The organism is Cupriavidus sp. 09_S30, assembly GCF_056930435.1.
On the sequence record NZ_JBXOWI010000002.1, the window covers coordinates 2,664,593 to 2,677,220 of the forward strand.

Sequence of the window (12,628 nt, forward strand, 5' to 3'; positions counted from 1 at the left end):
AAGCGGAAGCCGGTACCTGGCAAGCCGTCTCAGCCGGGGGCGCCGGCGGGCTTTCTTATAATCACGCGATGGAAACGAAACTCGAAAGGCGCTTTGGCTTCCTGGTCGCCGATGTCGGGCGCCTGTCCGGCAGGCGCTTCGACGACCTGGCCCGCGCTTCGCTCGACCTGACGCGCGCCCAGTGCCGCGTGCTGGCCTACCTGGCGCATCATGGCGAAATCATCCAGGCACGCCTGGCCGACCTGCTCGAAGTGGCGCCGATCTCCGCGGGCCGCCTGCTGGACCGCATGGAGGAAGGCGGCTGGATCGAGCGCCATGCCAATCCGGACGACCGCCGCGAGCGTGTGGTGCGCATGACGGCCAAGGCAGAGCGCTCGCTCGACAGCGCCCGGCGCATCGGCGACGAGGTGACCGCCGAGGCATTGGCCGGCTTCAGCCGCGACGAGCGCGAGCAGCTGCTCGGCCTGCTGCAGCGCGTGCGCGCCAACCTGAGCGGCATCGTCGAGCGCTGACCCGGCTCAGCGCAGGTAACCCAGCAGGCGCCACCAGCCATAGTCGAGCGGCAGCAGCACCAGCACGGTGATGGCCGCCAACGCCAGGCACAGCCGCGTGCCGTGCCGCAGGCCGACGCCGCCGAGCTGCATGGCGATCATGATCGGCGGCGACTGGTAGGGCAGGAACACCGTCGAGAAGACCGGCACCTGCAGCATCAGCACCGTCTCCAGCGGCAACCCGGTGGCGCCGGCCAGCTCGCGCGCCAGCGGCGTCATCACCGCCGGCAGCCCCGGCAGCGTGGTCATCAGCCCCAGGCCCGCCCCCACCGCGCCGATGGCAGCGGCATTGGCGCCGTCGTGCCCCGGCGCCAGCGGCAGCCAGCGCAGCAGCGCCGCGCTTACCGCGCTGCCCAGGCCGGTCGATTCGACCACGGCGCCCAGGCCGAGGAAGCCCGCCACATACAGCAGCGGCGGCAGGTGCACCTGCTCGGCCAGCGCGCGCGAGGACACCAGCCCCACGCCCGGCAGCAGGCAGATGATGCAGGCCGCCAGCGAGATCCATGCCGGCGAGATGCCGTGCAGCGCATCGGTGGCGAAGCCGGCCACGGCCAGCGCCAGCACCAGGGCCAGCTTCTTTTCGGCACGGCCCATCGGCGTGCGCGCGCCGCCCGCCTGCGCCAGCAGGGAACCCGGCTGCGGGAACAGCCGGCACACCAGCCACACCAGCACCACCGTCTTGAGCACGCCCAGCACGGGGAAATGCAGCAGCAGGTAGGCGCCATAGCTCAGGTTGATGCCGTACAGCGAGCTGGCCGCGCCCAGCAGCACGCTGTTGGGGATGTTGGCGGGCAGGATGGCGGTCGGCGGCATATAGCTGGCCGCGGCGACGGTGAGCACCATGCCGATGCGGCCGTTGGAGCCTGGCGCGAAGCCAAGCCGGTCGGCCACGGCCAGCACGATCGGCATCAGCAGCAGCACGCGGCCGGTGGTGGACGGCATCAGGAAGGCCAGTCCGACCGCGCTCACCGCGATGGTGGCGATGAGCTGGCGGTAGCTGGCCAGGTGGCGCCCGAACACGGCGTCCGCCAGGCGCTGCGCCAGGCCGGTGCCGCGCAGTGCCACCCCGGTGACGGCACCGCCGAACATCAGCCACCAGGCCGGCGAGGCGAAGCCGGAGAACACCGCCGAGGGCGGGGCGATATGGAACAAGACGGCGCTCAGGAAGAACAGCAGCGTCGCGGTCGGTTCCGGCAGCGCGCCCAGCGCCCAGCAGCAGACGGTGGACATCACCAGCGCGGCCGCCCAGATGAGTGGCGCGGCGGCACCGGCAAGGGTGCCGCCGCCCCAGGCGATGGCCACGCAGGCGGCGATCGCGGCGGCGGCGCGCAGCGAGTCGGCCGGATTGCCTGCGGCCGGCGCATGCGGCACGGGCGCGTCGGCGCTGCGGGTGGGTTGCGGCGGCGCGGCAGTCGGCCGCGCGGTGGGGGTGTCGATGATGGCAGCCATGGGGCGGATCTCCTGTGCGGCCCCGTCCGCCCTGTCCGCAGCCCGGCCGGCGGCGGCCTCCCGGCGGCGGGTGCCTTGCTGATGAGAGTGATCCTAGAGCCCGGCGCGATGGCTGGGTTACACTTCCCAGGCAAATTCTTACGAATTCATGCCATCCGCATCCGCCCCCTCCCCGCCTGGCGCGCGGCGGCGCCATAAGGCGACCGCCACGGCCGCCGCAGCCGCCGGCCTAGCACCGGCCTCGCGCAGGCCGCGGCCGGACTACGAACCGACCACGCGCCAGCACCCGAACGCCGCACTGCCGGTGGTCGCCTACCTGCGTGAGCCGCCGCCCAACGCGGTGATCCAGCGGCACCGCCACCCCTGGGCGCAGGTTTCCTTCCCGCTGCACGGCAGCCTGCGCGTGCAGGCCGCCCGCTGCGCCTGGGTGGTGCCGCCGATGCGGGCGGTGTGGATTCCGCCCAGCGTGGAACACGAGGTCACGGTCCTGGGCGACGTGGATTTCTACGCCTGCTATATCGCGCCGCATGCCTGCGCGCTGTCGGCCAGCGCCTGCGCGGTGCTGGAAGTGTCGCCACTGCTGCGGGAATTGATGCGGTCGCTGGCGCAGGCAGAGCGCCTGGGACCGCGCCGCAGCGGTCTTGCGGCCAGCCTGCTGCTGGAGGAGCTTGCTGCCGCGCCCACGCTGTCGCTCGGCCTGGCCCTGCCGGCCGACCGCCGCCTCAAGGCGCTGTGCGATGCCATGATGGAGGATCCTGGCTCCGCCCTGAGCCTGGCGCAGTGGGCCACGCGCACGGGCGCGAGCGAGCGCACGCTGGCGCGTCTGTTCCAGGAGGAACTGCGCACCAGCTTCGGTGCCTGGCGCCAGCAGCTGCGGCTGGCGCACGCCATCGACCTGATGAGCCGCGGCAGGCCCCTCGCGCACGTGGCAGCCGAGACCGGCTATGCCAATGCCGGCGCGTTCTCGACGATGTTCCGGCGCGCGCTGGGCCAGGCGCCGCGCGACTTCATGGCGCGCCGGCAGGCAGGCGCGCCATGGCCGGATGCTGCCGAGGCAGACACCCCGGACACCGCGGACAGCTCAGACGTGTCAGCCGCCGATACCTAGCAGCTCGACCTCGAAGTTCAGCGTGGCGTTGGGCGGGATCGTGCCCGGCACGCCGCGCGCGCCGTAGGCGGTGGCCGGCGGGCAGACCAGCTTGGCCTTGCCGCCCACCTGCATCTTCTGCACGCCTTCGGTCCAGCACGGAATCACGCGGTTCAGCGGGAAGGAGATCGGCTGGCCGCGCTTGTAGGAGCTGTCGAACTCGGTGCCGTCGGGCAGCGTGCCGCGGTAGTGCACCTTGACCGAGTCAGTGGCCTTCGGGGAAGGACCGGTGCCCTTGACCAGGTGCTGGATGGTCACGCCCGAGGGCAGGGTCTCCGCCGGCGCAGCCGGCGCGGCCGGCGAGGCGGCGTGGGCGGCGAAGGCCAGGGAAGAGGCGCACAACAGCAGCGAAAGACGTTTCATGAGCATTCGGCGTTATAGATGGAACGGAGACCGGCGCACTGCGCGCCGGCCAGCTGGCAGTGTACTCGACCGCACCGCGCGCCTTCCGCCGCCCCGCCCCCCGCCATCCGCCCGGCACTGCAGCTCAGGCCGCCTCGCGCGGCTCGCAGCGGGTCACGAAGGCATCGCTGTGGAAGTCCTGCGTCGCCAGCCCGTGATCCTGGCAATAGACCGTGCGCGCGGCATCGACCATCAGCGGATTGCCACAGGCATAGACCTCGTGGCCGGACAGGTCGGGAATGTCGGCCACCACCGCTTCATGGACGAAACCCGTGCGCCCGTGCCAGCCCGGGGCGGGATCGGACAGCACCGGCACGAAGCGGCAACCGGCGTTGCGCTGCGCCCACTGCTCGGCTTCCTCGCGCGCATAGAGGTCTTCCAGGCGGCGTCCGCCCCAGTACAGCACCGCACCCCGCCGGCGCAGCATGTCGGACTGGCTGCGCAGCATGGCCGCAAGCGGCGCGAAGCCGGTGCCCGAGGCCAGCAGCACCACCGGCCTGTCATTGCCGCTGAGCCCGAACGCGCCGAACGGGCCTTCCACGCGCAACAGGTCGCGCGGCTTGAGCCGCTCGTAGACATGCGGCGAGAAGCGACCTCCTGGCATGGCGCGCACGTGCCACTCGATGATGCCGTCCGCGTTCGGCGAATTTGCCATCGAATAGCTGCGGCGGCTGCCGTCGCGCAGGATCACGTCGGCGTATTGCCCCGCCTTGAAGTGGAAACCTGCCGACGCCGGCAGCTGCAGCCGCACCACGGCGACGTCGTGGCAGGCATGGGTGATCTCCAGCACGCGCGCGCTGGCCTGCACCACGCGCCGGCCGGGCTCGGCGAGCACCTCCGGCGCGCGGATCACCACGTCCGAGCGGGGCACGGCCTGGCAGCTCAGGCACTCGTCCGGCGCCAGCCCGTCCAGGCCATCCGGCCGCCGGCCTTGCGCATAGCCCACCTCGCCGGACAACAGCTGTACGCGGCACGAACCGCACTCGCCGCGCCGGCAGCTATGGTGCGGGAAATAGCCCTGCGCCAGCGCGGCGTCCAGCAGGCTCTGCCCGGCATCGCAGTCGATGTCCACGCCCGCGGGCTCGATCCGGATCCTGTACTTCACGAACACTCCTTCCCGCCCTGCGCCCGCCTTGGCGGAGCGCCCATCGGGCAGCTTGATACGGTCAATGCGCCGGTCCCCGCCGCGCCGGACAGGCGGGAGCCCGGGGGTTACAGCAAGTCACAGCGGTCGGATCACCGAAACACAGTCCGAATACAGCCGGGCGACATCGTCGGCGCGGCGCGTCAGCACCGCACGCTGGTTGACATAGCCCTTGTCAGTGATCTCCCCCTCCTCGATCGAGGGCGGCGCCGACAGCAGCACGGCGCGTACGGGGCGCTGCGCCGATCCCGCGCCCTGGCACAGATCGGCCAGCACCTTGCCCAGCGCCTCGCGCACCGCCGGATGGCTGCCCAGCGACTTGCCGCACAGCGCGCCCTGTGCGTCGCCGGCGAGCTGGCGCAGCGGGGCGGCGGGGAAGATCATCAGACCGACCTCGTCGCGGTCGTGGCCGGCCACCACCACATCCATCGCGTACGGCGACAAGGCCGACACGGCGTGCACGCGCAGGTTGCCGACCGACACCCAGGTGCCGGTGGTCAGCTTGAAGTCCTCCGACACGCGTCCGTCGAAGATGACACCACCGCTGGGATCGTGCGGATCGGCCAGCAGGCCGGCGTCTCCCATGCGGTAGAAACCCTCCTCGTCGAAGGCCTCGCGCGTCTTCTGCGCGTCGCCCAGGTAGCCCGGGAAGACGGAGGTACCGCGCACGCGCAGCTCATACTTTTCCTGGCAGGGTGCGAACTTCAGCTCCAGGCCGGGCACCGGTACGCCGATATTGCGCGTTTCGGTGGTGGCGAAGTGCGCGCTGGTGATGACCGGCGAGGTTTCGGTCGAGCCCCACGCGGTGGTGAAGAACAGCGGTGCCTGGCGCGCCCGCCGCGCCACCGCGCGCAGGCGCTCCGCGATCGGCTGCGGCAGGGCCGCGGCGGCGAAGAACAGCATGTCCAGCCGCCCGAACAGCGCCTCGGCCAGCGCCGGGTCCGCCTCCAGGTAGGGCAGCAGCACGTCATAGCCGCGCGGCACGTTGAAGAACAGCGTGGGACGCACCTCACGGATGCTCGCCACAGTCTGTTCGATAGCGCCGGGCGCGGGGCGCCCGCCATCGATGTACAGGGTGCCGCCGTTGCGCAGCACCAGGTTGAAGTTGTGGTTGGCGCCGAAGGTGTGGCTCCACGGCAGCCAGTCGAGCACCACGGGATGCGCGTGGTCGACGAAGGGCCAGCACTGGGCAATCATCTGCTGGTTGGCGCACAGCATGCCGTGCGTGTTCGGCACCAGCTTGGGCGCACCGGTGGAGCCGGAGGTCAGCAGCAAGCGCGCGACGGTATCGCCGTCCACCGCGGCAAAAGCGGCCGCCACCTCGGGACCCGGGCGCGCGGCCAGCAGGTCGTCGAAGCCCAGCGCGCAGGCGATGCCGCTGGCCGCCGCGCCGCTGGTGAAGGCCACCGGGCAGGCCGGGCGCCAGGCAGCGATGGCGGGGCCGTACAGCTCGCCGTCCTCGGCATAGATCAGTCCCGGTTCGAGCCGGTCGAGGATCGCATGCAGCTTGGCGTGGTCGCGCGTCAGGCGCGTGTAGGCCGAGGACACCACGGCGACTCTGCGTCCCACATGCATGGCGGCCAGCGACAGCAGCGCCAGGTTCACGCTGTTGTCCGACAGCGCCACCACGGGCTCGTCGGGCGCCACGTCCAGGTCGAGCAAGGACTGCGCCAGTGCGCGCACCGCCGCCAAGGCCTCGGCGTAGCCGACCTCGCGCCAGCCGGCGCCACCGGCCGCGCGCTCGGCCAGGAAGGGTCGCGCAGGCGCCGCGCGCGCCCAATGCTCCAGCCAGTCGCCGATGCAGCGCGCATAGGGCTGCAGCGCTTCGGCCGAGCGCAGCACGAAGCTGCCGTCGGCACGGTCTTCGCGCAGGATGCGCGGCGTGGCCAGCGCCACGGGCAAGGCCGGCGCCGCCGGGGCAGAAGGAAAGACGGGCAGCGCGCTCATGGCTGCAGCCTCCAGCCGCCATCCTGCACCTTGACCAGCACGCGGCCGCGCGTGTCATAGGCGGAGTGGTCTGTCTTGCTGATATTGATCACGCCGTGCGAGCCGGGCAGATCGGCGGTGGCTTCGATGGCATCGCGCAGCGCCTGGCGGAATTCCGCCGTGCCGGGCTGCGCGGCCTTGGCCGCGGTCGCCACTGCGCGCTCCAGCACCAGATAGGCATCGTAGGCATAGCCGGCGAACAGGTCACGCGAGCCCGCGCCGTAGCGCGCCTCGTAGCGCTTGACGAAATCGCCGGCCACCGCCTTGCTCGGATGCGTGGCCGGCAGCTGCTCGGCTACCAGCAGCGCGCCGGCGGGCAGCAGCACACCGTCGGCGGCCTTGCCGCCCACGCGCAGGAAATCGTTGTTGGCCACGCCGTGCGTCTGGTAGACCGGCCCCTTGAAGCCGCGCTCGCGCAGCGCGCTCATGGGCAGGGCTGCCGGCGTGCCGCTGCCGGCGACGATCACCGCATCGGGCCGGGCCGCCAGCAGCTTGACGGTCTGGCCGGTGACGGCCTGGTCGGTGCGCGCATAGCGTTCGGTCGCCACCAGCCGGATGCCGGCGGCCTGGGCGCGCTGCTGCACGTCCTTGAGCCAGGATTCGCCATAGGAATCGCTGTAGCCGATAAAGCCCAGCGTCTTGACCTGGCGCGCGCGCATGTCGTCGAACAGCGCCGCCGACATCACCGCCACCGACTGCGGCAGCGAGAAGGCCCACTGCATCCACTCGGGCTTGGGCACGAAGGGGCACAGTCCGATCGAGGGCGTGCGGCCCTCCGCCGCCACCGCCGCCACGGCCAGGCAGGCCGGCGTGGTGGACGAACCGATGATGGCGTCCGCCTTTTCCTCTTCGACCAGCTTGCGCGCATTGCGCGAGGCGGCGGAGGGATCGGTGGCATCGTCCAGCACCACGTAGCGCACCGGCTTGCCGCCGAGCGTCTTGGGCAGCATGCCGATGGCCTGCTTTTCGGGGATGCCCAGCGAGGCGCCCGGCCCGGTGGCGGACACGGTGACACCGATCGTCACCTGCGGCGCCTGCGCGCGCAGCGGCGCGGCCCACACCATCACGGCCACGGTTGCGGCCAGCGCGGCCCATTTTCCCAGCGTGCGGTTCTTCCTGTTGCTATTGTGCATTGCAGTCTCCTGTGGCCCGTTCTCGCGCGGGCGCTTGCATCCATCGATCAATCGGCCCGGCTCTGCACCTTGCCCAGGCCATCCACCTCCAGCATCAACATGTCGCCCCGCGCAACCGGAAACATCGGTCCGAGCGCGCCGGACAGCACCACATCGCCCGCGCGCAGCGGCTCGCCCATGGCGAGCAGGGTCCGCGCCAGCCACCAGGCGGCATGTAGCGGATGGCCAAGGCAGGCTGCGCCGCTGCCTTCCGAGGCCGTCTCGCCGTTGCGCGCGAAGCGCATCGCGCAATCCGGCAGCGTCAGGTCGGTGATGCGCCGCGGGTCGGCGCCCAGCACGTAGAGCCCGCACGACGCGTTGTCGGCGACCGTGTCGACCAGCGTGATGCGCCAGTCCTGGATCGCGCTGTCGACGATCTCGATGGCAGGCAGCGCGTACTCGACCGCGCGCAGGAAGCGGCCCCAGGTCGGCGCCTCGTCGAGGTCGCGCCCGATCACGAAGGCCACCTCGCCTTCGGCCTTGGGCTGGATCAGCGCGCTGACCGGCACGTCGGCGCCACTCACGTACTCCATGTCGGCAAACAGCATGCCGAAGTCGGGCTGGTCGACGCCGAGCTGCTGCTGCACCGCGCGCGAGGTCAGGCCGATCTTCTTGCCGCTGAGCACGCGGCCCTCGCCCAGCGCGCGCCGGGTGTTGGCCGCGGCGACCGCGTAGGCGGCCTCCAGGCCGGCAATGCCGAAGGTTTCGGAGACGCGCGCGATCGGCGTGCGGGTGCGGCGGGCCTCGTAGAGGGCGTCGGCCGCTTGCTGGATGGGGGTGGCTGTCATGCGTTGTCTTCCTCTCGGTTCTGTTCTTTGGCTCGGCGCGCGGACGTCGCATCGCCGCCGGGGGGCGCCGCTGAGAGCTCAGGCGGCGGCCAGCTGGAGGGCGGCCGGGGCGTGGCGGGCCAGCAGGGCCTGCAGTCCGCGCGCTTCGTCCTGCAGGCAGGCGCCGTAGCCGGCCGCCAGCTCCTCGACGACCTGGGCCACCGGCGCCACCGCGCGCACCGCGCCCACGCCGTGCCCGGCCGACCAGACGTGCTTCCAGGCCTTGGGCGCGGCGGCGATGTCGCCAGAAAAATCGATCTTGCGCGCCTGGCCGAGCTGCTCGTCGGTGAAGCCGGCGGCGTCCAGCGTGGACTTGAGCCAGTTGGCCGGCACGCCGGAGACGGCGGCGGACAACACCAGGTCCTCCATCTCGCTGGCCACCAGCAGGTCGCGGTAGGCCGGCGCGGCCATGCTCTCCGGCGTGGCGATCAGGCGCGTGCCCATCACCACAAAGTCAGCGCCGAGCAGCTGCGCCGCGCGGATCTGCGCGCCGGTGGAGATGGCGCCGGCGAGCCCGATGGGGCCGTCCCAGAAACGGCGCACCGCTTCCAGGAAGGCGAAGGGGTGGTACTGGCCGGTGTGGCCGCCGGCGCCGCTCGTCACCAGCACCAGGCCGTCCACGCCTGCATCGATCGCCTTGCGCGCCAGCGCCGGCGTGATCACGTCGGCAATCACCAGGCCGCCGTAGCCGTGCACGCGCTCCAGGACCCGGCGCGGGCTGCCCAGCGCGGTGGTGACGATGCCGGGGCGGTAACGCTCGACCAGCGCCATTTCCGCATCGAAGCGGTCGTAGCTGCTGTGCACGATCATGTTCAGGGCCCACGGCGGGCCGTCGCCTTGTGCGGCATGGGCAGCGATCTGCGCCAGCGCCGCCTCGAGCGCGGCGATGTCGCGCGCGTTGGGCGCGGCATAGGTGCCGACGATGCCGGCGTCGCGGCTGGCGCAGACCAGCTCGGGGCTGGAGACCAGGAACATGGGCGCGGCCATCACCGGCAGGCGCGCGCCGGCAAAGGCGGCGCGCAGCGCGGCGTGCGCTGCGGCGCCGCTGTTGGGCGGGGATTCGGGGGCGATCATGGTTTTCTTGGTGTGGTTGTGGGTCTTCTGTTCGCCGGGCGGCGGGGGGCGTGGCCCGGCTCAGGGCTGCGGCTTGCGTCCCGGCCTGCCGCGCACCTCCCAGCCGCCGTCGCTCTGCAGGATGGCGGCGGTGGTGGCGGGCGAGTTGGTGCGCGAAGCCAGCAGCACGTAGTGGCCGGTGTGGTCTTCCGGCTGGGCGATAAAGCCCAGTGGCACAGCGTTCGCCACCGCTTCCGAGAAGCCCGGGATCTCCGACAGCCTGGCGTTCTGCTTGCCGAGCGATTCGGGCCCCTTGAGCGGCGTCACCGTGCCGCCCGGGGCGACGCCGTTGACTCTCACCTCGGGCGCCAGCTCGTAGGCGAGCTGGCGGATCAGGCCGACGCCCGCATGCTTGGAGGCGACGTAGGCCGCACCGCCGCCGCCGGCATAGAAGGCCGCGTTGGACAGCGTGAAGATCATGCTGCCGCGGCTCTCGCGCAGCGCCGGGGCCGCAGCATAGGCGGCCAGCAGGTAGCCCAGCACGTTGACGTCGAACACCTCGCGGTAGGTCTGTGCGAGCTGCTCGCCGTCGGCGAACTTGCGCAGTGGCGCGAAGTAGTCCCACACACCGGCATTGCCTACCAGGGTGTCGAGCTTGCCGAAGGCGCGCACGGTGGCGGCCACGGCCTCGTCATTGGCCTGCGGCGAGCGCACGTCGCCCACCGTCACCGCCACGCGCTCGCCGAACTCCGCACGCAGCGCATCAGCCGCCGCAGCGTTGCGCACCAGCGCGCCCACGCCTGCGGCGCCCTCGGCGAGGAAGCGCCGCACCACCGCCAGGCCGATGCCCGAGCCGGCGCCGGTCACCAGCGCCACATCCTTGTCTAGCCAGCCCATGTCAGCGTCAGAGGAAAGTATTGAGGTTCTTGGACATGAACAGCGACTGGGTGATGACGACCTTGCGCCGCGCGATGCGATAGTCGCCGTCCTCCGGGTCGCCATGCACGCGCAGCAGGTCTTCGCGCCGGCCCAGCAGCAGGTCGTTCTCGGCCTCGCCGCGGCTGCGGTAGTTGACGAAGACCGAATGGACGACGAACTCGCCCGCTTCCGGGCCGTGCAGCGCCTCCACATTGCTGATCACATGCACATGGCGCGTGGGCGGGTCCTCGGCCCAGGCCGAAGGCTGCTTGAAGCGCGCCACGCGGCGCGACAGGTCCAGGTGCTTGTCGTCGAAGTAGGCCCCGCGCCCCGGCGCATAGGCGCCCAGCTTGTCGGCACGGCGGCGATTCTCGATGGCGGGCATCCAGTAGTGGATGTCCTCGCTCATCAGGGCCAGCCAGTCGTCCCAGCGCTCGGCGTCGAGCAGGCGCGCCTCGCGGAAAAGGAATTGGGTGATGCGGTGGGTGGTGGCCAGATCCGCGGCCTGCGCGGTCTCGATACCGGCTTCCCAGGGCAGCGCGCTCATGCGGCCTCCTTCGCCTGCTTGCTGTAGAGGAAGGCGCTGTCCGGCAGCGTCGCCTTGTCGCGCTCGGGCACGTCGCCCCAGTGCTTCGCCTGCATCAGGTCCAGCCAGCGCTGATAGAAGGCGCGGTGGTTGGCCTCGTTGACCTGGTTGCGGTAGACGTTGCCCGGCAGCTCGGTGTCGTCCAGCCGCGTGCCGCGGCCCAGGCCCATGTAGAGGTCCTGCTGGCGCGTGACGAAGCCGGCGTTGGTGCGCGTGGAGAACTCGAAGTTCTCGCCGTCGTCCATCTCGAACACACCCGAGGGCGAGAACGTCATCATGGTGCCCTTGAGCCAGCGGTCCTTGATCTCCTGCGGCGCACTCTTGTTGACGATGGTCCAGGTGTGCAGCTCGATCTTGCCGGGGCCGCGCGGGTGCCACACGCGGAAGGTGTTCTGCCCCGGCAGGAAGGACAGGTTGGGGAACACGCTGACCGAGGAGATCGAGCCGATCATCTTCGAGCGGAACTCGCCCAGGCGCTCGGCCACCTTGGGCTGGATGCCGTACAGGTACTTGCGGATTTCCTTGTCGCCGAGCGTGGCGGCATTGCCGACCACGTCGAGGTTGAATTCCCAGCCATGGCCGTTGACGTTGACGTGGTAGGAGTCCGGATTCTTGTAGACCTCGGCCACCGGCCCGCCCAGCATGGCGCGGGCGGCGGAATCGTGCGTCCACAGCGCGTGGTAGATGTCGCCGATAAAGTTCTCCACCGGCACCTTCCAGTTGCACTGGATCACCGACTTGACGCAGCCGCCGACGAACTCGGTGCCCTCGCCGTCCATGTCCAGCATCACGTCGAGGTAGTAGCGGAAGTCGCCCAGGAAAGTTTCCAGCGGGGGCGCGTCCGGGTCCATATTGCCGAACACCAGGCCCTTGTAGCTGGCCACCTGCGCCACTGGATGCAGGCCATGCTCGGCCCGGTCCATGCCGCTGGCCTCGAACAGCTCCTGACCCGCCATGCCGCGCAGCGCGCCGTCGATGCCGAAACTCCAGCCGTGGTAGTTGCAGATGAAGCCGCGCGCGTTGCCGGCGTCGGTGAAGTTGATCTTGTTGCCGCGGTGCGGGCAGGTGTTGAGGAAGGCCTTGATCGAGCCGTCCTTCTGGCGCACGACGATGACGTTGTCTTCCGCCATATAGGTGGTGACGTAGTCGCCCGCCTTGGGAATCTGCGATTCATGCGCGAGGAAGAGCCAGCTGCGCGCGAAGATCTTTTCCAGCTCCTGCTCGTAGATGCGCTGATCCCAGTAGACGCGGCGCGACAGGCGGCCGGCGTCCAGGTCGATCAGGCGCTCCAGGCCCGCCAGCGGCTCGCTGACGGGATCCTTGCGCAGGCGCTCGCAATTGCCGGTGCAGTCGTGTGCGGGTGCGTTGGTCGATGCGGTCATGGCGTGTCTCT

12 protein-coding genes are annotated in these 12,628 nt (G+C 70.9%); 2 read left to right on the forward strand and 10 right to left on the reverse strand.

Annotation, left to right across the window (positions count from 1 at the left end; all coding sequences use genetic code 11):
- Nucleotides 1–68 precede the first annotated feature (68 nt).
- Entirely contained in the window at nucleotides 69–512 is a 444-nt protein-coding gene (locus tag AC1Z3O_RS32085) for a MarR family winged helix-turn-helix transcriptional regulator (RefSeq protein ID WP_483520932.1), read from the forward strand.
- Between the two features lie 6 nt (nucleotides 513–518).
- Here the strand turns inward: AC1Z3O_RS32085 and AC1Z3O_RS32090 are convergent, their stop codons facing one another.
- Nucleotides 519–2,000, reverse strand: coding sequence for an SLC13 family permease (locus AC1Z3O_RS32090; RefSeq protein ID WP_483520934.1), 1,482 nt, complete (start codon nucleotides 1,998–2,000; stop codon nucleotides 519–521).
- Nucleotides 2,001–2,148: 148 nt separating this feature from the next.
- On the opposite strand from AC1Z3O_RS32090, the gene AC1Z3O_RS32095 reads away from it, so the two are divergent.
- Nucleotides 2,149–3,108: an AraC family transcriptional regulator gene (locus tag AC1Z3O_RS32095; protein ID WP_483520936.1), complete on the forward strand. Its 960-nt coding sequence runs from the start codon at nucleotides 2,149–2,151 to the stop codon at nucleotides 3,106–3,108.
- Here the strand turns inward: AC1Z3O_RS32095 and AC1Z3O_RS32100 are convergent.
- The 9 genes from AC1Z3O_RS32100 to AC1Z3O_RS32140 all read right to left on the reverse strand — a co-directional run bounded on the left by AC1Z3O_RS32100 (nucleotide 3,091) and on the right by AC1Z3O_RS32140 (nucleotide 12,617).
- A complete protein-coding gene (locus tag AC1Z3O_RS32100) occupies nucleotides 3,091–3,510 on the reverse strand; it encodes an FKBP-type peptidyl-prolyl cis-trans isomerase (RefSeq protein ID WP_483520938.1) in 420 nt (139 codons plus the stop codon). The genes AC1Z3O_RS32095 and AC1Z3O_RS32100 overlap by 18 nt on opposite strands.
- Before the next feature lie 124 nt (nucleotides 3,511–3,634).
- The gene (locus tag AC1Z3O_RS32105; protein ID WP_483520939.1) at nucleotides 3,635–4,654 is read right to left on the reverse strand and encodes an FAD-binding oxidoreductase; all 1,020 of its coding nucleotides are present in this window, start codon (nucleotides 4,652–4,654) and stop codon (nucleotides 3,635–3,637) included.
- 117 nt (nucleotides 4,655–4,771) lie between these two features.
- Complete coding sequence (locus tag AC1Z3O_RS32110) at nucleotides 4,772–6,640, reverse strand: feruloyl-CoA synthase (protein ID WP_483520941.1); 1,869 nt, start codon at nucleotides 6,638–6,640, stop codon at nucleotides 4,772–4,774.
- Nucleotides 6,637–7,812, reverse strand: a complete 1,176-nt coding sequence (locus AC1Z3O_RS32115; protein WP_483520943.1) for an ABC transporter substrate-binding protein — start codon at nucleotides 7,810–7,812, stop codon at nucleotides 6,637–6,639. The genes AC1Z3O_RS32110 and AC1Z3O_RS32115 overlap by 4 nt, the downstream gene beginning before the upstream one ends.
- Before the next feature lie 47 nt (nucleotides 7,813–7,859).
- Complete coding sequence (locus tag AC1Z3O_RS32120) at nucleotides 7,860–8,639, reverse strand: 2-keto-4-pentenoate hydratase (protein ID WP_483520945.1); 780 nt, start codon at nucleotides 8,637–8,639, stop codon at nucleotides 7,860–7,862.
- Between the two features lie 78 nt (nucleotides 8,640–8,717).
- On the reverse strand, nucleotides 8,718–9,752 hold the full coding sequence (locus AC1Z3O_RS32125) for an NAD(P)H-dependent flavin oxidoreductase (protein ID WP_483520947.1): 1,035 nt from the start codon (nucleotides 9,750–9,752) through the stop codon (nucleotides 8,718–8,720).
- Nucleotides 9,753–9,812: 60 nt separating this feature from the next.
- Nucleotides 9,813–10,628: a 3-(cis-5,6-dihydroxycyclohexa-1,3-dien-1-yl)propanoate dehydrogenase gene (gene hcaB / locus AC1Z3O_RS32130; protein ID WP_483520949.1), complete on the reverse strand. Its 816-nt coding sequence runs from the start codon at nucleotides 10,626–10,628 to the stop codon at nucleotides 9,813–9,815.
- Between the two features lie 7 nt (nucleotides 10,629–10,635).
- The gene (locus AC1Z3O_RS32135) at nucleotides 10,636–11,196 is read right to left on the reverse strand and encodes a 3-phenylpropionate/cinnamic acid dioxygenase subunit beta (RefSeq protein WP_483520951.1); all 561 of its coding nucleotides are present in this window, start codon (nucleotides 11,194–11,196) and stop codon (nucleotides 10,636–10,638) included.
- A complete protein-coding gene (locus tag AC1Z3O_RS32140; protein WP_483520953.1) occupies nucleotides 11,193–12,617 on the reverse strand; it encodes an aromatic ring-hydroxylating dioxygenase subunit alpha in 1,425 nt (474 codons plus the stop codon). The genes AC1Z3O_RS32135 and AC1Z3O_RS32140 overlap by 4 nt, the downstream gene beginning before the upstream one ends.
- Nucleotides 12,618–12,628: the final 11 nt, after the last annotated feature.